Source organism: Flavobacterium kingsejongi, assembly GCF_003076475.1.
Taxonomy (GTDB): Bacteria; Bacteroidota; Bacteroidia; order Flavobacteriales; family Flavobacteriaceae; genus Flavobacterium; species Flavobacterium kingsejongi.
This window is the reverse complement of sequence record NZ_CP020919.1, coordinates 4,048,140-4,068,452: the sequence shown is the minus strand read 5'-3', so window position 1 is coordinate 4,068,452 and position 20,313 is coordinate 4,048,140. Positions and strand designations below refer to the sequence as shown.

Sequence of the window (20,313 nt, the reverse complement as noted above, 5' to 3'; positions counted from 1 at the left end):
TTTTTTAAAGGATCATTTTTTCAATATTCATAACCAGGATGCCTTCGGCTCCGAGTTTTTTCAGGCGGTCGATAATTTCCCAGAATGTATCTTCTTGTATTACGGTATGAACACTGCTCCAGCCTTCCTGTAGTAAGGGTAATAGTGTGGGGCTTTTTATACCTGGAAGGAGTGCGGTGATTTCCGGAATGGCAGCATTAGGGGCATTGAGCAGAATGTATTTATTTTCCGCTGCATTTTTTACCGATTCCATGCGGAAAAGAAGCTGTTCTAAAATAGCATTTTTGGCTTCGGAAAGATTGCGGTTGCTGATGATTACGGCTTCGCTATTGGTCACAAGTTCCACTTCCCGAAGCCCATTCAGTTGTAGTGTGCTGCCAGTGCTGACAATATCGAAAATAGCATCTGCGAGTCCAATTCCCGGTGCGATTTCTACACTTCCCCCAATGGTTTCAATTTCCACCTCCAACTGTAATTCCTGAAAATAACGGGCTAAGATTCCCGGGTAGCTGGTTGCTATTTTTTTATTGTTGAAATACGAAATACCGGGATAGGTCTCGTCTTTTGGAATGGCTAAAGACAGGCGGCATTGGGCAAAACCTAATTTTTTGAGGATGGTTACGGCTTTGTCTTTTTCCCAGACTTCATTTTCACCCAGTATACCAATATCGGCAACGCCTTGTTCTACATATTGGGGGATATCATCATCGCGTAGGAATAAGATTTCGACCGGAAAATTGGAAGCGGTAGTTTTGAGCCTGCGCGCTCCATTGGATAATTTGATACCGCATTCTTTCAATAGTTGGAGTGATTTTTCACTCAGCCTTCCGTTTTTTTGGATGGCAATTTTTAATGTACTCATTTTTTAAAATTAAAGCCTGAGTAAAAAAGAATGGGAATGGTATAAAAACAAAAAACCCGTCTGATTTACTCAAACGGGTTCGGGAATATTTTAGTTCAATACAAACAAATCATTTCCATCTCGCCTGAGAGCCAGTATGAAAATGATGATGTAGTTGATTTAATTTCATGGGTGTTGCAATGAATTAATTGCTTTTATTACTGCTGCAAAACTATATAAAAAAAACATTCAAAATTTATTTTTTACAAAAAAATTATGAAGTGTCCACGGGAAAAGCTTTTTCAAGGCGCAGATTGGAAGCCTGTTTTTCGTTATCTTTGGGATAAAATAAACAGAAATGCCGCTTCATAAAACGTTTTGTATTGTATTGTTTTTTATCGCGTCCTTCGGTGCAAAAGCTTCTTTTGTATTGCTTCCGATGGATGAAACTTCCCAACAAAATCACCTTAAGGCCTATGGGATTACCTATTGGGCGCTCAATAAAAGTTATAAAGTCAGCTGGCTGCTCAATTATCGCGGCGGTTCTTTTTTGCTGCCCGACGCACCTGAAATCCGTAAAGAATGCCAGATTCGTGGTGTAAGTATGGAACTGCTTTCCGATGCACAGGCGAATACTATTCTCGATGAGATCAGTAGCCCTTCCCAGAATATGGAAACGGTAGTATTGGAAAAATCCCCTAAAATAGCAGTATATACCCCCAAAGGAAAGAAACCCTGGGATGATGCGGTTACGTTAGTACTCACGTATGCCGAAATTCCGTTTACCCCGATTTATGATGAGGAAGTGCTTTCCGATGCCTTATTGTTATATGACTGGCTGCACCTGCACCATGAAGATTTTACAGGCCAATATGGAAAATTTTATGGCGCTTACCGTAATGCACCCTGGTATATCGAACAAAAAACCGAGGCAGAAGCACTTGCGGCAAAGTTAGGCTATGCTAAAGTATCAGAAGAGAAATTAGCCGTTGCCAAAAAGATAAATGCTTTTGTAATTGGCGGTGGATTTATGTTTGCAATGTGTTCAGCTACGGATAGTTTCGATATTGCACTTTCCGCAGATGGTGTGGATATCTGTGAACCGATGTTTGATGGTGACGCGAGTACACCGAGTTACCAGTCGAAAATTGATTATAGCAAAACATTAGCCTTCAAAGATTTTGTATTGGAACGTAACCCTATTGTCTATGAATTTTCTGATATTGATATGACCCAAAAACGCATGACCCAAATTCCGCCGGATAAAGATTATTTTACCCTGATGGATTTTTCAGCAAAATGGGATCCGGTTCCTTCCATGTTGTGCCAGAACCATACACAACTTATCAAAGGATTTATGGGACAGACGACAGCTTTTGCGCGTGAACTGATCAAGTCTAATATTTTGGTGATGGGTGAAAATACTATTAATGAGGAAGCCCGTTACATTCATGGGACAAAAGGGAAAGGAATGTTTACTTTTTATGGCGGACACGATCCTGAAGATTACCAGCACCGGGTAGGGGATGCTCCAACCGTATTAGACCTGCACCCAAATTCTCCGGGTTACCGCTTGATTCTCAATAATGTATTGTTTCCGGCTGCCAAAAAGAAAAAACTAAAGACATAATTGCACAAGGGAATCCGGTATTTCAATAACCCTGTTGGCTATCGAAATGCTACGGTAAATTTCCCGTCAGGAATAAAATTAAAATTACGAAAAGAGGCTGCTTCGCAATTGTGAAACAGCCTCTTTTCGTATATCGTGTTTAGTGAAAGACTATCAGAGAGTAATAAATTGCTACAGGTGTGTGTACAATTTCTAAGTGTGCGGAATAAGTTGCTATAGGCGTGTATACAATTTCTAAGTGTGCGGAATAAGTTGCTATAGGCGTGTATACAATTTCTAAGTGTGTGGAATAAGCTGCTATAGGCGTGTATACAATTTCTAAGTGTGCGGAATAAGTTGCTATAGGCGTGTATACAATTTCTAAGTGTGCGGAATAAGTTGCTATAGGTGTGTATACAATTTCTAAGTGTGCGGAATAAGTTGCTATAGGCGTGTATACAATTTCTAAGTGTGCGGAATAAGTTGCTATAGGTGTGTGTAGAATTTCTAAGTATGTGGAATAGGTTGCTATAGGCGTGTATACAATTTCTAAGTGTGTGGAAAAAGTTGCTATAGGTGTGGGTATCGCTTCGGTGTTTTTTACTTTTGCAAAAGTAAAAGAGGCTATTCCACGAATCGTGAAATAGCCTCTTTAAAAATGTAGTTACTATGTTTTACACTAGTGTTCCCTCATTTTCTTTATCGAGGTATTGCTGTACAATTTCAATAGCATTACTCACTACATCGCTTAAAGCGGTGATATAGGTTCCTTCTTCCGCAATATTGATCGCGTGTTTGATGGCTTCAATTTCTTTTGGGATAATTTCATAAGTAACTTCCCTGCCGGATTCTTGTATACCTTCCAGGATGAGGTTAATGATTTCTTCTTCAGTTCGGCCTCTCAGGTATTTTTCCTGACGAATGATAATATGGTTAAACATTCGTCCGGCGATCAATCCACATTCACGGATGTCTTCATCCCTGCGGTCACCCACTCCGGAGATAATCCCGATTTTTTGGGTCGCATCTACCGTATTCAGGTAGTCTTCAATGGCCGCATAACCGGAAGGATTATGGGCAAAGTCAATCAGAACCTTGAATTTTCGGAATTCGAAAATATTCATTCTTCCCGGGGTCTGTGCCACACTTGGAATAAAAGTTTTTAAGGAAAGGCTGATGTCTTCGGTTTTAAAACCCCATAAATAACTGGCGAGTGTTGCTGCGAGGACATTGGCAATCATAAATTTTGCTTTACCGCCTAAGGTTAAAGGAACCTGGGTTACTTTTTCGATCCTGATTTTCCAGTCGCCTTTTTTTACGGTAATGAATCCATTTTCATAAACGGCTACCGTTTTTCCTTCTTTACTGAGTTTTTTGAGTAACGGGTTTTCTTCATCAAGGCTGAAAAAGGCCACATTACAGTCTAATTCTGAAGCCATTTTGACACATTCAGCATCATCGGCATTCAGGATCGCCCAGCCGTCTTTTTTAATGCTTCGTGCTACGGTTTTTTTGACACGGGCCAAATCAGAAAGGGTATGGATGTCACTCAGGCCAAGGTGATCGGCTTGGATATTGGTAATTACACCGATATCACAGCGGCTGAATCCGAGTCCGGAACGCAATATGCCACCCCGGGCGGTTTCTAAAACGGCAAACTCTACAGTAGGATCTTTTAAAATATATTCGGCACTCAACGGACCGGTAGTATCTCCTTTTTCCAACATGTGGTTCTGGATGTAAATACCATCGGAAGTAGTGTAGCCTACTTTATATCCATTGTTTTTTACAATATGGGCAATAAGCCGGGTAGTGGTAGTTTTACCATTGGTTCCTGTAACTGCAATAATAGGGATACGGCTTGGTTTTCCCGGAGGATACAGCATATCAATTACGGGAGCAGCGACATTTCGGGGCAATCCTTCGGAAGGGGCGAGGTGCATTCGGAAACCGGGAGCAGCATTGACTTCGAGGATCACACCACCATTTTCTTTTAACGGCTGTGTCAGGTTTTCGGCCATGATATCTATTCCGCAAATGTCCAGCCCTATAATTCGGGAGATACGCTCGGCAAGAAAAATATTTTCCGGGTGCAGCATATCGGTAATATCAACGGAAGTTCCACCAGTACTTAAATTGGCAGTCGATTTCAGGTAGACGATCTCACCACGCAATGGAATTGTTTCAAGTGTATAATTCATGCGGCTGAGCAAATCAAGTGTATCACGGTCTACCGAGATTTCGGTAAGCACATTCTCATGGCCATACCCGCGTTTGGGATCACTGTTTTCAATGGCAATCAGCTCTTCAATAGTAGTAGCGCCATTCCCAATAACATGGGCAGGAACTCTTTTGGCAGCGGCTACAATTTTATTGTCAATCACGAGGATTCTAAAATCAAATCCGGTGATGAATTTTTCTACGATAACTCTTTTGCTATATTTTTGGGCATATTCGAGTCCGGCTTTGGCCTCTTCCCATCCGGTAACATTGATGGAAGCTCCTTTGCCATGATTCCCATCCAGCGGTTTGATCACAATTGGATAACCTATCGTATGAATGGTTTTTTCAAGATCTTCTTCGTTGGTACAGATATCGCCTTTGGCCACAGGGATAGAGGCATTGTCCAACATGCGTTTAGTTTCCTCTTTATTACAGGCAATAGCTACTGCAATATTACTGGTTTTGCATGTCATAGTGGCCTGAAAGCGCATTTGGTTGATGCCGTAGCCCAATTGCACTAAGGAATTCGTTCCCAAACGGATCCAGGGGATATCACGGGAAACGGCTTCTTCGACAATACTTCCGGTACTCGGGCCCAGACGTACCTTTTCCCTGATTTCCCGCATGGTTTGTAAGTCGGCCTGAAGGTCATAGGGGGTACCGGCAATGAGTGCTTCGGCAATAGCAACAGCAGATTCTGCGGCAAAAATACCGACATTTTCCTCGAGATAGCTAAAAACTACATTGTAGGTTCCGGGTGTTTTTGTTTCACGCGTTCTGCCAAATCCGGTTTCCATTCCGGCCAGCGATTGGATTTCGAGTGCGATATGTTCGATCACATGCCCCATCCAGGTTCCTCTTTCGATTCGGGAAAAGAAGCCACCGCGTGTTCCTTCGGAGCACCGGTGTTCGATCAGGCTTGGAAGCATTTCTTCAATGCGTTCGCGAAATCCTTCAATCAGATTGGTCGGGAGTTGTTCCATCTCTTCCAGATCTAATCGCATTTGGATGAGTTTTTTTCGTTGTACACTCCAGATGTTAGGACCTCTGAGGGCCTGAATTTTGAGTATTTTCATAAATCGATAATTCGTATTAAGGGGGTTAGGAATTCCGGGTAAAAGGGTAATTAGTACTCTGGAAGGAAATTTAGAATAAAGTATATTTTCTTTTATTAATGCTGTTAAAAGAAAAAAATATAACGATACTAATATAGATTATTTTAGGATGTTTTCAAAGGATGACGCACCGTTTTACCGTATATGCTGCTGAATCCCCATTTTTTAAGATTTACCGACAAAACAAAGCATATAAAGTTGCCGATTTTATCTTTTTATTTATTTTTACCAAATGGAAGTGAAAGGAAAATTGATCGTTATAGGGGGTGCAGTAGACAAAGGAAGCTTTACAGAAGCGGATTATAATCTGAATTTGGTGCATAACCTCAATTTTTTCGAGACAGGAATTCTCAAAAGAATTATTGACGAATCAAAACATAAGGAAAAATCAAGAATTGAAATTATTACGACCGCATCCCATATCCCAAAAGAAGTGGGCCCGGAATATGTAAAAGCATTCCACCATCTCAATGCTGAAAATGTTGGAGTCATCTACCTTGCCAAAAGGGAGCAGGCTTCTGATCCGGAAGTACTGGATCTCTTGAAAGCCGCCGATATTGTTGTATTTACCGGAGGAGACCAGCTGCGCCTGACTTCCATCCTGGGCGGTACACCGTTTCATAATATGCTTTTGGACAAATACCAGAATGAGGAATTTATATATGCAGGCACTTCAGCCGGTGCTGCAGCTGCTTCGAATGCTATGATTTACCAGGGTAGCAGCCAGGAAGCCTTACTGAAAGGTGAGGTTAAAATTACCAGCGGCCTCGGGTTTATTAACGATGTTATTATTGATACCCATTTTGTACAACGCGGCCGTATCGGGAGATTGTTCCAGGCTGTAGTTGGAAATCCAAAAGTACTGGGAATCGGACTGGGGGAGGATACCGGACTGCTGATCACTGAGGGACATAAGATGGAAGCCATTGGTTCTGGACTTGTGATTATCGTTGACGGGCTCCAGATTAAAGACACGAATCTTACGACTGTAGAACTCGGACAGCCGATTTCTATTAAAAATATGATTGTACATGTGATGAGCCAGTATGATACCTACAACCTTAAAAACCACGACCTGGTCATTCATTCTTCACAATATATAGAATAGTTGCATCCTGGAATTGTTCCTGGATGCGTCATATTTAAATCCCAATAAAAATGAAAATAATAATTCACGGTGGTTTCTTTAGTGAATCTTCTACAAGTGCAGAAATGAAAGCGGCCAAGCAACAGGCATTATTGGAGATTGTCCATCAGGGATTTGATTTTCTGAAAAGCCATAGCGCTGTGGAAACAGTAGTACATACGGTTGCTTTATTGGAAGACAATATATTGTTCAATGCCGGAACGGGATCCCAGATCCAGCGTGACGGTATAATCCGGATGAGTGCCTCGATCATGGATGGGGATACCCAGAAAATGACAGGCGTGATTAATATTGAAAACGTAAAAAATCCGGTGCGTGTGGCAGAACAACTATTCCCGTATGAGGATAAGGTTTTGGGCGGTAGTGGTGCTATTGCTTTTGCAAGGCAGCAGGGCTTTACTGAGTTTTCAACCGAAATTCCCCAGCGCCGGGAAGAATATGAAGCAAAATTAAAAGCAAACGGAACTGGAACTGTAGGATGTGTGGTGTTGGATAGCGAAGGTAAAATCGCAGTCGCCACTTCTACCGGTGGAAAAGGGTTTGAAATTCCAGGCAGGATATCAGATTCGGCTACTGTAGCGGGTAATTATGCCAATTCGTTTTGTGGCGTGAGCCTTACAGGTGTTGGTGAAGATATTGTTAGTGGTGCGGTAGCAGCTAAAATCGTAACCCGTGTAACGGATGGTTTTTCGCTGCAGCAGGCTTTCGAAAAAACTTTTGAAGAACTGGCTTTGTTTGATGGTTTTGCCGGTGCCATTGCCATCGACCACATGGGGGCAATCGTACATCAGGATTCCCATCCCAGTATGGTATTCGCGAGTTTTGATGGTGAAAAAGAAATGGTTTTTAATTAAGGTAAAACGATTTTAGTATAAATTACAAAACGGCCTGAAGATCTCAGGCCGTTTTTTTGTATTCGATATTTTGCGTGCGGGATGGAAGCGGCATCCTTTTTTGCCTTTTTCTGGCAAAAAGATACAGCGGACAGCCCGTTAACACGCCCAAAAACAATTAAGCATCAAAATCGGTTGCCACAGAAATGGCTTTCCACTGATCGAGTTCAGCCCCGATTGCCGAAGCTTTCTTTTTGGCGGTATCATAAGCATCACTGCCTAAGAATAAATGCAGCGCCGGATTTTCTGTTGCAGCCATTGCGATGATTGCGGCTACCCCTTTTTCGGGATCGCCAGGTTGGTTGTTGTCGATTTTTTTTTGGTGAAGTTCCTGTGAAGCCCTGGTTTCCGGATAGTCGTCCAGTTGATTTTTTGATGTGACCAGCGATCCGGAGCTTAGGAAATTGGTGCGGAAATAGCCTGGCAATACTGCGGTTACTTTGATGCCAAATGCTTTTGTTTCTGCAGCCAACGCTTCTGTAAAACCGATAACGGCAAATTTGGTAGCACAATAAATACCAAATCCTGGAAAATCTCCGGTATATCCACCGATAGAAGAAATATTAAAAATGTGCCCGGATTGTTGCTGGCGTAAATGAGGAAGTGCCTGGCGGATTACATTTAAAGATCCGAAAACATTAACGTCAAAATTGTGACGTGCTTCGGCATCCGTCAATTCTTCGAGCGCGCCCAATAGTCCGTAACCGGCATTGTTCACTACAGTATCGATCCTGCCAAATGTGGCTATTGTCTTGTCAATGGCCAGTTTTACATTCGCTTCATTAACCAAATCCATTTCAAGGGGCAGGAAGTTTTCATTAGGGGCAATCAGCTGTTGCAGGTCATGAAGTGACCGTGATGTTGCTGCTACCGCCTGTCCTTTTTCGAGTAATTGTTTCACTAATAACAGGCCGAACCCTTTGGAAGCCCCGGTAATAAACCAAACTTTTTTTAATTCACGTGTCATAATTGTTATTTTAGATTATAAGGCAAAATTAAAACAGGAAGGTTTACACTTTAGTACTCCAATCAAACGGATGATTGTAAAAATCAAACATTTCTAAAATATCCTGGTGTTTGTTCGGTTTGTTTTTTGAAAAAATTATTAAAATGGGCAGCTTCTTCAAAACCAAGGCAATAACTGATTTCTGAAATATTCCAGTCGGTATGACGGAGTAATGCTTTGGCTTCAGCAACAATGCGTTCGGTAATGTAATGGGTAGTGGTTTTTCCGGTGGTTTCCTTAATCGCCCGGTTGAGGTGGTTGACATGAATGGAAAGTTGCTGCGCAAAATCCTTGGCTGATCGCAGGGTAAAACGCTGTGCGGTAGTCTCTATTGGAAATTGACGTTCCAATAGTTCGGTGAATACTGCAGTAATCCTGGAATTGGCATCCGGATGCTGGTATAACATTTCCGATGGTTGCCTTTTTAAGGCGTAATGGGTGAGCTCGGTAATGTAATTCCGGAGTAGGTCATATTTGTAGGCATAGTCGGAATCGATTTCTTCCAGCATTTTAGAAAAGATCGCACTTACGTCTGCGTCCTGTTCGGGGGTGAGGAAGTAGGTAGGTTTTCCGCCGTTGGCAAACATAGGGAGGTCATTGAGGCGCCCTTTTATTTTTTCGGTAAAAAACGATTCGGTGAAAATACAGAAGTATCCTGTGATGTCATCGGAAAGGGATTCCCAGGTGTATGGTACCTGTGGATTGAAAAACATTAAGGTCGTTCCTGCTATCTCTACGCTTTTGTCTGCATAGTGATACCGATTGGTACCCCTAATAAGGCTGATCTTATAAAAATCCCTACGGCTGTAACGCACTGTTGATCCCTCTTTGGAAAGACAATCCTCCAGTCGGAAAACATTAAAATGGCCGGTTGCTTGCTTGAGATTATCAGGTACCCCATCAAACTTATGTCTGTAAAAATCTTCTATGCTTTCTGTTTTCATAGTACAAAATTACAAAAATCAAACATACGTTGTATTAAAAAGGACAATAGTCCATTAGTTTTTTGCTAATGGACTATTGTAGTATTACTCAATTTGCATTTCGGTGGCAATGGCAAATCGGTTCCAACTGTTGATGGTAATGATCATCATCATGAGTTGTGCAAGGTAATTTTTGTCAAAAAGCTCTGCTGCATTTTGGTAGGTTGTATCAGAAACATGCTGTTGGATCAAAGTCATTTCTTCTGTCAGGGCTAATATTGCTTTTTCTTCGGGCGTGAATAGTGTAGCGGTATCACGCCATACGCTGACCAGGTAAATGCGCTGTTCTGTTTCTCCCAGTGCCCGGGCTTCTTTGGTATGCATGTTCAGGCAAAACGCACAACCATTAATTTGGGAGGCCCTGATCTTGATGAGTTCTTTGTGTATAGGCTGGAGTTTTGAATCGGCAAGGTATTTCTCAAATCCCAGTAAGGCTTTGTAAGCTTCCGGTTCGAGTTGGGCAATATTGATTCTCTTTGACATGATTAGAAGTTTTAAAATTGAATGACAAAGATCCGTCAGTACGATCTTAAAAAACTTAATCTACTTTAAGAAACAAAATCAGGGTTTGCCAGCACGAATTTTACTGAGGAATTCAGGTGTGAAATCAAGGTAAGAAGCCAGCATATATTGTGGTATGCGTTGTACAAACTCGGGAAATTTAGCATTGAAATGATGGTAGCGCTCTTCCGCCGACATAGTAAAAAGGTAATTGATGCGCATTTGTGAAGCGCCATAAGACAGTTGTAATACAATCCTGAAATAGCGTTCCAACTTAGGAATACGCTGAAATAAAGTTTCCCTTGCTTCTTTAGTGATGCAGAGTATCTCTGAGTTTTCGACAGCCTGTATCGCAAAGGCTGAAGGTTTGTCGTGGCTAAAACTGAGGTAATCGGTAAGCCACCAGTTCTCGATAGCAAACTGTATGGTTTGCTCGGTTCCTTTTTGGTTGAGGATATACAACCGCAGGCAACCCCGACTGACAAAATACAGGCTGTTACAATTTTTGCCAGCTTCAAGCAATAGTTCTTTTTTGGAATACTGCTGTTTTTCGAAACAGGAAGATAGTAGGCTTACTTCTTCCGGATCGAGTGGAATATAGTTTCGGATGTGTGCAATTAGAGTTTCCAGTTTTTGATGTAAATATACAGTTTTTAGGAAGTTCCTAAAAACAAAAAACCCATTCTAAAAGAACGGGTTTTTATATAAGTAAGTAAGATAATTATAGTTTATAAAACGTTTATTTTACTTTGTTAACGATAGCTGTGAAAGCTTCCGGGTGGTTCATCGCTAAATCGGCAAGAACTTTTCTGTTCAATTCGATTCCGTTAGCTTTTACTTTTCCGATAAATTGAGAATAAGACAATCCATGTAATCTTGCACCAGCGTTAATACGCATGATCCATAATGCACGGAAATTTCTTTTTTTCTGCTTTCTGTCACGGTATGCATAAGTCATTGCTTTTTCTACCGCGTTTTTCGCAACTGTCCAAACGTTTTTACGTCTTCCAAAGTAACCTTTGGCTTGCTTTAATACTTTTTTTCTTCGTGCTCTTTTAGCAACTGAATTTACTGATCTTGGCATAATTTTACTTTTTTTTGTAGCAGGCGTCCTGAATTGAATCAAGGCACTTCAAAGCCATACTCCAAGGTTATATTAATTGTTTTAACCTAAAGGATTATATAATACTAAAATTTCGGTATTAGATAATTCTTAATTGTTGTTTGATACTTTTCTCATCAGTCTTGTGAACCAATGCAGAGTGTGTCAGGGCAAGCTTACGCTTTTTAGATTTTTTAGTCAAAATGTGACTCTTAAATGCGTGCTTTCTTTTAATCTTTCCGGAGCCAGTAACTTTAAAACGTTTCTTAGCACTGGATTTGGTTTTCATTTTAGGCATCTTCTTCCTAGTTTATTTAAATTATCTTACTTACTTATTTTTTGTCCTGCAGCGGTATGAGTTGTATTGCATTCCCGTTGCGGCTGACTTTATTTTTTCTTCTTAGGCGCAATAAACATAATCATTCTCTTTCCTTCCAGTACCGGCATCGCTTCCACTTTACCATACTCTTCCAGATCGGTTGCCAGACGTAGCAATAAAATCTGCCCCTGGTCTTTATAAATGATCGAACGGCCTTTGAAGAATACAAATGCTTTCAATTTTGATCCTTCTTTCAGGAACTTCTCTGCATTCTTTCTTTTAAATTCATAATCATGCTCATCTGTCTGAGGCCCGAAACGGATCTCTTTCACTACAATCTGAGTAGATTTTGCTTTCAGCAGTTTATCGCGTTTCTTTTGTTCGTAAAGAAACTTTTTGTAGTCCATGATTTTACATACAGGAGGCTCCGCATTTGGGGAAATTTCCACCAAATCAAGTTCGAATCCCTCTGCCATCTGCAAAGCTTGCGAAGTTTTGTATACTCCTGGTTCTACATTTTCTCCTACCAGACGCACCTCAGGAACACGAATAAGATTGTTTATTCTGTGGGCGTCTTTTTTTTCTACTCGAGGTTGGTAACCTCTGTTGTTTCTTATTGCTATGGCTTTAAAATTTAAGTTAAACTGTAAATGTTTTTAATGTCTTTTTTATTTCTTCGTTCACAATTGAAGCGAATTCTTCAACAGTAACGGTAATATTTCCTTTTCCTTCTTGTCCGTGTCGTCGTACAGAGATGGTGCCGTTTTTCTCCTCTTCTTCTCCTACAATCAGCATAAACGGTAGTTTCTGAACTTCAGCTTCGCGGATTTTCTTACCGATTGTCTCATTTCTGTTATCAACCAGGGCGCGAATTTCGTGATTTTCCAGCAATTCTAAAACTTTTTTAGCATAATTTTCATATTTCTCGCTCAAAGACAATATAATAGCCTGTTCAGGCATCAGCCAAAGTGGGAAATTTCCTGCTGTATGTTCCAATAGGATTGCAATAAAGCGTTCCATAGATCCAAAAGGTGCGCGGTGAATCATTACCGGACGGTGTAACTCATTATCCGAACCTTTGTACGTCAGGTCAAAACGCTCCGGAAGGTTGTAGTCTACCTGGATCGTTCCAAGTTGCCATTGTCTTCCTAAGGCATCCTTTACCATGAAATCTAATTTAGGGCCGTAAAATGCAGCCTCACCGTATTCTACTACGGTATTCAGTTCTTTGTCTCTGGCGGCATTGATAATAGCATTTTCTGCTTTTTCCCAATTTTCGTCAGATCCAATATATTTCGCTCTGTCTTCCTGATCACGCAATGAAATTTGTGCGGTAAAATTCTCAAAGCCTAAGGAACCAAATACATAAAGTACCAGGTCAATTACTTTTTTGAATTCGGCATCCAGCTGATCCGGAGTACAGAAAATATGTGCATCATCCTGAGTAAATCCACGTACACGGGTTAAGCCGTGAAGCTCACCACTCTGTTCATATCGGTATACGGTACCAAATTCAGCATAACGCTTTGGTAAATCTTTATAAGACCACGGTCTTACATTGTAGATTTCACAGTGGTGCGGGCAGTTCATTGGTTTTAATAAGAACTCTTCTCCTTCAGCTGGTGTATGAATAGGCTGGAAGCTGTCTGCTCCATATTTTTCATAGTGACCTGAAGTAACATATAATTCTTTTTGGCCGATATGTGGTGTTACTACCTGCTCGTATCCGGCTTTTTTCTGTGCTTTTTTCAAAAACTGCTCAAGGCGATCGCGTAAAGCGGCTCCTTTGGGTAACCATAATGGTAATCCCTGGCCTACTTTTGCTGAAAAAGCAAACAGTTCCAGTTCTTTTCCTAGTTTACGGTGATCGCGACGTTTTGCTTCTTCCAGTAATTCCAGGTATTCCGTAAGGTCTTTCTGTTTTGGGAAAGAAATTCCGTATACGCGTGTAAGCTGTTTGTTTTTTTCGTCACCTCTCCAATAAGCACCTGCAACGCTCATGATCTTCATTGCTTTGATAATTCCGGTATTCGGAATATGTCCACCACGGCAAAGGTCTGTAAAGGTAGCATGGTCACAGAAAGTGATTGTACCGTCTTCCAGGTTGTTGATCAATTCTGTTTTATAAGGATTATCTTCGTTTTGGTAGAAAGCCAAAGCTTCTGCTTTAGTAGCAGAACGCATAGTGAATTCATGCTTTTCACGGGCTATCGCCAGTACTTTGTCTTCCACAGCTTTGAAGTCCTTATCGGAAATAGTGTGTTCTCCGAAATCTACATCATAATAGAAACCATTCTCAATGGCAGGGCCTATTGTGAGTTTTATGCCGGGGTACATCTCCTGTAGGGCTTGTGCCAGTACGTGTGACGTGGAATGCCAAAAAGCTTTTTTGCCTTCTTTATCATTCCATGTATATAATATTAGTGACCCATCCGTCGTCAGTGGTGTCGTCGTTTCAACAGTAGTGGTGTTAAAGCTCGCAGAAATTACATTTCTGGCAAAACCTTCACTAATGCTTTTCGCAACATCCATAGGAGTTACACCTGGTGCAAACTCTTTAACTGACCCATCGGGTAACGTAATCTTTATCATCATATAAAATTTATGACCGCAAATATAAAATAATATAAAATATAATAGGTAGCCTGTATATTAAAACTTGCACTATAGAATTAAAACTTTATTACGATGGGGGGTATTGGAGTGTTATTGTTTTCTCCTATTATATATAGGTGTAAAATTTTGATGTGCCCCCGTGTTAGATGGTTTTTGTGTTATAGTATGGTTTCGATAGTGGATGGGCTTCATTGCTTATAGCTTTATTGTTAGTATGGTGAAGGTAGGTATTGTGATCATGGCTATATATAAGGAGTGTGATAGCTTTGTTATGGTTAGATTTGGTGATATATACAGGGAGTATTACTGGAAGAACTGCGGTGATAGGGTGGTATTAGGGATTTGGTTTTATTGTAGAAAATAAAGTTGGCTTTAAATGGTTGTAAATAAGTGTTTTAAAAATAAATCCTAAAAAAAGGGTATTAAAGGCTAGGAAAAGCGGAAAAAGGGGTTACTTTTGCACCCGCAATAAGAATGAAGTTCATAAGAATATTGAGATGGGTTTAAGAAAAGGTATTGAAAAAATACTTTACAAAAAGCTTGTCAGAAATAAAGAGATGATTTACCTTTGCGCTCCGCAAAACACGGGAAGTTCGTTGAAAGATTGAGTAAGTAATAGAAGGAAAAGGAGGTGTTAAATCTTCCGAAAAAAAAACTTCAAAAAAAGCTTGCGAGATAGAAACGAAAGATGTAGTTTTGCAGCCGCTTTGAGAGACAAGCGAAACACAAGAAGACACGTTCATAGACATATTGAATTGACAGCAAATAAGAGAGAGTAAGGCTACTATAAGTAGTAAAGAATACGCTAAAATTTTCGTCGACAAATTATTAAAATTATACGATGAAGAGTTTGATCCTGGCTCAGGATGAACGCTAGCGGCAGGCTTAACACATGCAAGTCGAGGGGTATGGTTCTTCGGAACCAGAGACCGGCGCACGGGTGCGTAACGCGTATGCAATCTACCTTTTACAAAGGGATAGCCCAGAGAAATTTGGATTAATACCTTATAGTATTATTGAGTGGCATCATTTAATAATTAAAGATTTATCGGTAAAAGATGAGCATGCGTCCCATTAGCTAGTTGGTATGGTAACGGCATACCAAGGCAACGATGGGTAGGGGTCCTGAGAGGGAGATCCCCCACACTGGTACTGAGACACGGACCAGACTCCTACGGGAGGCAGCAGTGAGGAATATTGGACAATGGGCGCAAGCCTGATCCAGCCATGCCGCGTGCAGGATGACGGTCCTATGGATTGTAAACTGCTTTTATACGGGAAGAAACCCTGGCTCGTGAGCCAGATTGACGGTACCGTAGGAATAAGGATCGGCTAACTCCGTGCCAGCAGCCGCGGTAATACGGAGGATCCAAGCGTTATCCGGAATCATTGGGTTTAAAGGGTCCGTAGGCGGCCTCGTAAGTCAGTGGTGAAATCTCCCGGCTCAACCGGGAAATTGCCATTGATACTGCAGGGCTTGAATTATTAGGAAGTAACTAGAATATGTAGTGTAGCGGTGAAATGCTTAGATATTACATGGAATACCGATTGCGAAGGCAGGTTACTACTAATATATTGACGCTGATGGACGAAAGCGTGGGTAGCGAACAGGATTAGATACCCTGGTAGTCCACGCCGTAAACGATGGATACTAGCTGTTCGGGTGCAAATCTGAGTGGCTAAGCGAAAGTGATAAGTATCCCACCTGGGGAGTACGTTCGCAAGAATGAAACTCAAAGGAATTGACGGGGGCCCGCACAAGCGGTGGAGCATGTGGTTTAATTCGATGATACGCGAGGAACCTTACCAAGGCTTAAATGTAGATTGACAGGACTGGAAACAGTTTTTTCTTCGGACAATTTACAAGGTGCTGCATGGTTGTCGTCAGCTCGTGCCGTGAGGTGTCAGGTTAAGTCCTATAACGAGCGCAACCCCTGTCGTTAGTTGCCAGCGAGTCATGTCGGGAACTCTAACGAGACTGCCAGTGCAAACTGAGAGGAAGGTGGGGATGACGTCAAATCATCACGGCCCTTACGCCTTGGGCTACACACGTGCTACAATGGACGGTACAGAGAGCAGCCACTGGGCGACCAGGAGCGAATCTATAAAACCGTTCACAGTTCGGATCGGAGTCTGCAACTCGACTCCGTGAAGCTGGAATCGCTAGTAATCGGATATCAGCCATGATCCGGTGAATACGTTCCCGGGCCTTGTACACACCGCCCGTCAAGCCATGGAAGCTGGGGGTACCTGAAGTCGGTGACCGCAAGGAGCTGCCTAGGGTAAAACTGGTAACTGGGGCTAAGTCGTAACAAGGTAGCCGTACCGGAAGGTGCGGCTGGAACACCTCCTTTCTAGAGAAAGACGTAAAATGAAGCTCTTTATGATGTATATGATGCATTACTCTCGCTGTTAGTTCAAATAATACAAATTAAGCAAAAAAACAGAGTCTCGTAGCTCAGCTGGTTAGAGTACTACACTGATAATGTAGGGGTCGGCAGTTCGAGTCTGCCCGGGACTACTATTTTAAGCTTAATTAAAAGGAAATTTTAGAAGTATGAGTATGAATTACCATTAATTCAAAATTCAACATTCATAATTTAAAATTAGGAAATGGGGGATTAGCTCAGCTGGCTAGAGCGCCTGCCTTGCACGCAGGAGGTCATCGGTTCGACTCCGATATTCTCCACAATTCACGTAGAGTGAAAATAGTTCATTGACATATTGAGATAAGAAAAATATTAAAAAGTAGAAAGCACAATTTTTTGCATAGTAATATGTAAAGAGAAAGTACAATAAGCAAAATAAGGGCGTATGGGGAATGCCTAGGCTCTCAGAGGCGATGAAGGACGTGATAAGCTGCGAAAAGCTACGGGGATCGGCACACACGACTTGATCCGTAGATATCCGAATGGGGCAACCCGGTATGTTGAAGACATGCCACACCGATAGGTGAGCAAACCCGCTGAACTGAAACATCTAAGTAGGCGGAGGAGAAGAAAACAAAAGTGATTCCGTAAGTAGTGGCGAGCGAACGCGGATTAGCCCAAACCAAAGTTGTTACGGCAATTTTGGGGTTGTAGGACCACGCGATTTCTTGCGGATAGAATAAGAATTAACTGGAAAGTTAAACCATAGAGGGTGATAGTCCCGTATTAGTAATAGAAGATAAGAATAGTGGTATCCTGAGTAGGGCGGGGCACGTGAAACCCTGTCTGAATTTGGCGGGACCATCCGCTAAGGCTAAATACTCCTGAGAGACCGATAGTGAACCAGTACCGTGAGGGAAAGGTGAAAAGAACCGTGAATAACGGAGTGAAATAGATCCTGAAACCATACGCTTACAAGCGGTCGGAGCCCTTTCGTGGGGTGACGGCGTGCCTTTTGCATAATGAGCCTACGAGTTAACGTTGCTGGCAAGGATAAGTGGTTAAGCCACGGATCCGTAGCGAAAGCGAGTCTGAATAGGGCGCTTTAGTCAGTAGTGTTAGACGCGAAACCGTGTGATCTACCCATGGGCAGGATGAAGCTGTGGTAACACATAGTGGAGGTCCGAACCGGTTGACGTTGAAAAGTCTTCGGATGACCTGTGGGTAGGGGTGAAAGGCCAATCAAACTCGGAAATAGCTCGTACTCCCCGAAATGCATTTAGGTGCAGCGTTAGTTATAAAGTTATATAGAGGTAGAGCTACTGATTGGATGCGGGGGCTTCACCGCCTACCAATTCCTGACAAACTCCGAATGCTATATAATGTTCACTAACAGTGAGGGCATGGGTGCTAAGGTCCATGTCCGAGAGGGAAAGAACCCAGACCATCAGCTAAGGTCCCCAAATATATGCTAAGTTGAAAAAACGAGGTTTGTCTGCCCAGACAGCTAGGATGTTGGCTTGGAAGCAGCCATTCATTTAAAGAGTGCGTAACAGCTCACTAGTCGAGCGGACGAGCATGGATAATAATCGGGCATAAGCATATTACCGAAGCTATGGATTTGTAATTTATTACAAGTGGTAGGGGAGCATTCTAACAGGGCCGAAGGTGTATCGTGAGGTATGCTGGACCGGTTAGAAAAGAAAATGTAGGCATAAGTAACGATAATGCGGGCGAGAAACCCGCACACCGAAAGACTAAGGTTTCCTCAGCTATGCTAATCAGCTGAGGGTTAGTCGGGTCCTAAGGCGAACCCGAAAGGGACAGTCGATGGCCAACGGGTTAATATTCCCGTACTACTGATAACTGTGATGGGGTGACGGAGTGATGAAAGTGTCGCGAACTGACGGAATAGTTCGTTGAAGGCTGTAGCTATATTCTCGATAGGCAAATCCGTTGAGAATGGCAAAGGCCGATAGTACTCGGAGTCTTCGGACAAAGAGATAGTACACCTAAGGGCTTCCAAGAAAAACCTCTAAACTTCAGGTTATTAGTACCCGTACCGTAAACCGACACAGGTAGTCGAGGAGAGAATCCTAAGGTGCTCGAGAGATTCATGGCTAAGGAATTAGGCAAAATAGACCTGTAACTTCGGGAGAAAGGTCGCCAGCGCAAGCTGGCCGCAGTGAAGAGGTCCAGGCGACTGTTTATCAAAAACACAGGGCTCTGCAAAATCGTAAGATGAAGTATAGGGCCTGACACCTGCCCGGTGCTGGAAGGTTAAGAGGAGATGTTATCTTCGGAGAAGCATTGAATTGAAGCCCCAGTAAACGGCGGCCGTAACTATAACGGTCCTAAGGTAGCGAAATTCCTTGTCGGGTAAGTTCCGACCTGCACGAATGGTGTAACGATCTGGACACTGTCTCAGCCATGAGCTCGGTGAAATTGTAGTATCGGTGAAGATGCCGATTACCCGCAGTGGGACGAAAAGACCCTGTGCACCTTTACTATAGCTTAGTATTGACTTTGGATAAGTGATGTGTAGGATAGGTGGGAGACTTCGATCCAGCGTCGCCAGGCGTTGGTTAGTCATTGTTGAAATACCACCCTTTGCTTATCTGAAGCCTAACCCCGTATTGCGGGGGACATTGCTTGGTGGGTAGTTTGACTGGGGTGGTCGCCTCCAAAAGAGTAACGGAGGCTTCTAAAGGTTCCCTCAGTACGCTTGGTAACCGTGCGTAGAGTGCAATGGCATAAGGGAGCTTGACTGAGAGACATACAGGTCGATCAGGTACGAAAGTAGAGCATAGTGATCCGGTGGTTCCGCATGGAAGGGCCATCGCTCAAAGGATAAAAGGTACGCCGGGGATAACAGGCTGATCTCCCCCAAGAGCTCATATCGACGGGGGGGTTTGGCACCTCGATGTCGGCTCGTCACATCCTGGGGCTGGAGAAGGTCCCAAGGGTTGGGCTGTTCGCCCATTAAAGTGGCACGCGAGCTGGGTTCAGAACGTCGTGAGACAGTTCGGTCTCTATCTACTGTGGGCGTTAGAAATTTGAGTGGATCTGACTCTAGTACGAGAGGACCGAGTTGGACAAACCTCTAGTGTATCTGTTGTCCCGCCAGGGGCATCGCAGAGTAGCTACGTTTGGAAGGGATAAGCGCTGAAAGCATATAAGCGCGAAACCCACCACAAGATGAGATTTCTTTTAAGGGTCGTGGAAGATGACCACGTTGATAGGCTATAGATGTAAAGGCAGTAATGTCATAGTCGAGTAGTACTAATAACCCGTAAGCTTATGTACGAATCCTCCCGGGGAACCGGGAGGGTGCAACTTTCTAAAAATAGTAAATAAAAATACTTTCTTTATCTCAGTATGTTAAGATATTGTCTGTTGTTTTGCATCAATTTATGGTGTATTAATAATAGAAAGATTGCCCAAAGCAATTGTAACGACTTAAGGTGGTTATTGCGGCGGGGCTCACCTCTTCCCATCCCGAACAGAGAAGTTAAGCCCGCCTGCGCAGATGGTACTGCAGTTATGTGGGAGAGTATGTCGTCGCCTTTCTTTTAAAACCCTTCATCTA

General features: G+C 42.5%; 13 protein-coding genes, 2 tRNA genes and 3 rRNA genes. 8 read left to right on the top strand and 10 right to left on the bottom strand.

Annotated features, from left to right (window positions below):
* Nucleotides 1-4: 4 nt before the first annotated feature.
* Nucleotides 5-862 carry an ATP phosphoribosyltransferase gene (gene hisG / locus FK004_RS18335; RefSeq protein ID WP_108738561.1) on the bottom strand — a complete coding sequence of 286 codons (858 nt, stop codon included), beginning with the start codon at nt 860-862 and terminating at the stop codon, nt 5-7.
* Nucleotides 863-1,199: 337 nt separating this feature from the next.
* Here hisG and FK004_RS18330 point away from each other — a divergent pair, with 337 nt between their 5' ends.
* Nucleotides 1,200-2,471 (top strand): asparagine synthetase B, encoded by a 1,272-nt coding sequence (locus FK004_RS18330; protein WP_108738560.1) that lies wholly within the window; start codon nt 1,200-1,202, stop codon nt 2,469-2,471.
* 653 nt (nt 2,472-3,124) lie between these two features.
* Here FK004_RS18330 and cphA read toward each other — a convergent pair.
* On the bottom strand, nt 3,125-5,749 hold the full coding sequence (gene cphA, locus FK004_RS18325) for a cyanophycin synthetase (protein ID WP_108738559.1): 2,625 nt from the start codon (nt 5,747-5,749) through the stop codon (nt 3,125-3,127).
* Between the two features lie 271 nt (nt 5,750-6,020).
* Here cphA and FK004_RS18320 point away from each other — a divergent pair, with 271 nt between their 5' ends.
* Complete coding sequence (locus tag FK004_RS18320) at nt 6,021-6,896, top strand: cyanophycinase (RefSeq protein ID WP_108738558.1); 876 nt, start codon at nt 6,021-6,023, stop codon at nt 6,894-6,896.
* Between the two features lie 50 nt (nt 6,897-6,946).
* Nucleotides 6,947-7,789 (top strand): isoaspartyl peptidase/L-asparaginase, encoded by an 843-nt coding sequence (locus FK004_RS18315; protein WP_108738557.1) that lies wholly within the window; start codon nt 6,947-6,949, stop codon nt 7,787-7,789.
* Between the two features lie 157 nt (nt 7,790-7,946).
* Here the strand turns inward: FK004_RS18315 and FK004_RS18310 are convergent, their stop codons facing one another.
* The 8 genes from FK004_RS18310 to thrS all read right to left on the bottom strand — a co-directional run bounded on the left by FK004_RS18310 (nt 7,947) and on the right by thrS (nt 14,331).
* Nucleotides 7,947-8,795, bottom strand: coding sequence for an SDR family NAD(P)-dependent oxidoreductase (locus FK004_RS18310; RefSeq protein WP_108738556.1), 849 nt, complete (start codon nt 8,793-8,795; stop codon nt 7,947-7,949).
* Nucleotides 8,796-8,878: 83 nt separating this feature from the next.
* Nucleotides 8,879-9,778: a helix-turn-helix domain-containing protein gene (locus FK004_RS18305; protein WP_108738555.1), complete on the bottom strand. Its 900-nt coding sequence runs from the start codon at nt 9,776-9,778 to the stop codon at nt 8,879-8,881.
* 84 nt (nt 9,779-9,862) lie between these two features.
* Nucleotides 9,863-10,300: a carboxymuconolactone decarboxylase family protein gene (locus tag FK004_RS18300; protein WP_108738554.1), complete on the bottom strand. Its 438-nt coding sequence runs from the start codon at nt 10,298-10,300 to the stop codon at nt 9,863-9,865.
* Nucleotides 10,301-10,378: 78 nt separating this feature from the next.
* Nucleotides 10,379-10,915 carry a Crp/Fnr family transcriptional regulator gene (locus FK004_RS18295; RefSeq protein ID WP_227871730.1) on the bottom strand — a complete coding sequence of 179 codons (537 nt, stop codon included), beginning with the start codon at nt 10,913-10,915 and terminating at the stop codon, nt 10,379-10,381.
* Between the two features lie 142 nt (nt 10,916-11,057).
* Nucleotides 11,058-11,402, bottom strand: a complete 345-nt coding sequence (rplT, locus tag FK004_RS18290; protein ID WP_108738552.1) for a 50S ribosomal protein L20 — start codon at nt 11,400-11,402, stop codon at nt 11,058-11,060.
* A gap of 118 nt (nt 11,403-11,520) precedes the next feature.
* Nucleotides 11,521-11,718: a 50S ribosomal protein L35 gene (gene rpmI / locus FK004_RS18285; protein WP_011921545.1), complete on the bottom strand. Its 198-nt coding sequence runs from the start codon at nt 11,716-11,718 to the stop codon at nt 11,521-11,523.
* A gap of 89 nt (nt 11,719-11,807) precedes the next feature.
* Nucleotides 11,808-12,362, bottom strand: a complete 555-nt coding sequence (infC, locus tag FK004_RS18280) for a translation initiation factor IF-3 (protein ID WP_420358903.1) — start codon at nt 12,360-12,362, stop codon at nt 11,808-11,810.
* A 16-nt stretch (nt 12,363-12,378) separates the two neighbouring features.
* Nucleotides 12,379-14,331 carry a threonine--tRNA ligase gene (gene thrS, locus FK004_RS18275; RefSeq protein ID WP_108738550.1) on the bottom strand — a complete coding sequence of 651 codons (1,953 nt, stop codon included), beginning with the start codon at nt 14,329-14,331 and terminating at the stop codon, nt 12,379-12,381.
* Nucleotides 14,332-15,193: 862 nt separating this feature from the next.
* On the opposite strand from thrS, the gene FK004_RS18270 reads away from it, so the two are divergent.
* The 5 genes from FK004_RS18270 (at nt 15,194) to rrf (ending at nt 20,294) form a co-directional block, all read left to right on the top strand.
* A 16S ribosomal RNA gene (locus FK004_RS18270) occupies nt 15,194-16,709 on the top strand.
* 93 nt (nt 16,710-16,802) lie between these two features.
* Nucleotides 16,803-16,876: transfer RNA gene (locus tag FK004_RS18265), tRNA-Ile, on the top strand.
* A 94-nt stretch (nt 16,877-16,970) separates the two neighbouring features.
* Nucleotides 16,971-17,044 (top strand) — tRNA-Ala (locus tag FK004_RS18260).
* A gap of 104 nt (nt 17,045-17,148) precedes the next feature.
* A 23S ribosomal RNA gene (locus FK004_RS18255) occupies nt 17,149-20,030 on the top strand.
* A 154-nt stretch (nt 20,031-20,184) separates the two neighbouring features.
* Nucleotides 20,185-20,294: ribosomal RNA gene (gene rrf / locus FK004_RS18250) — 5S ribosomal RNA — on the top strand.
* The 16S, 23S and 5S rRNA genes sit together here with 2 tRNA genes alongside, the layout of an rRNA operon.
* Nucleotides 20,295-20,313 lie beyond the last annotated feature (19 nt).